At 42.1% G+C, this 560-nt stretch carries 1 protein-coding gene; it reads right to left on the bottom strand.

Annotated features, from left to right (window positions below; all coding sequences use genetic code 11):
* Window positions 1-560, bottom strand: a 560-nt coding sequence (locus ACNPNW_RS06430) for a methyltransferase family protein (RefSeq protein ID WP_448766769.1), incomplete at both ends; no start/stop codon positions are given.

Here is a 560-nt window from a genome sequence, read left to right as displayed (position 1 = left end):
AACTGTTTACTCATTTCAGCCTCTTCCTTAATTGCCAAGCGGCTGTACATTAAGAGTAGGATTGGAAACATAATCAGTGTCAGTAAAGTTGGCCATTGCAATAAAAAACCCAGCAAGATCATCACAAAAGCCACGTATTGTGGGTGACGTATACGTGCATAAGGGCCTGTGATCGCTAAAGAATGCTGACGTTGCGCGTTGTACAGCACGTGCCATGACGTTGATAACAGGTAAAATCCATAGCCCAAGAAAACGTAACTGGCGATATGCAAAATGCCAAAATGTGGATCACCTTTTTCACCTAATAGCGTTGACCACAAGTGACCTGCATTATGAGAAAGTAAGTCAAGTTGAGGGAAGCGAGTTTGAAGCCAACCAGATAACAGGTAAATGGTTAAAGGAAAACCATACATTTCGACAAATAGAGCAATGATAAAAGCCGAAAAGGCCCCAAATGTACGCCAATCGCGCGCAGTGGAAGGTCTAAAAAAACTGAAAGCGAACATGATAAAAACTGCTGAGTTAATGATAACCAGCGTCCATAAACCATAAGCCGATTC

It is taken from the genome of Acinetobacter endophylla, assembly GCF_053543775.1.
This window is presented reverse-complemented; position numbering and strand designations above follow the sequence as displayed.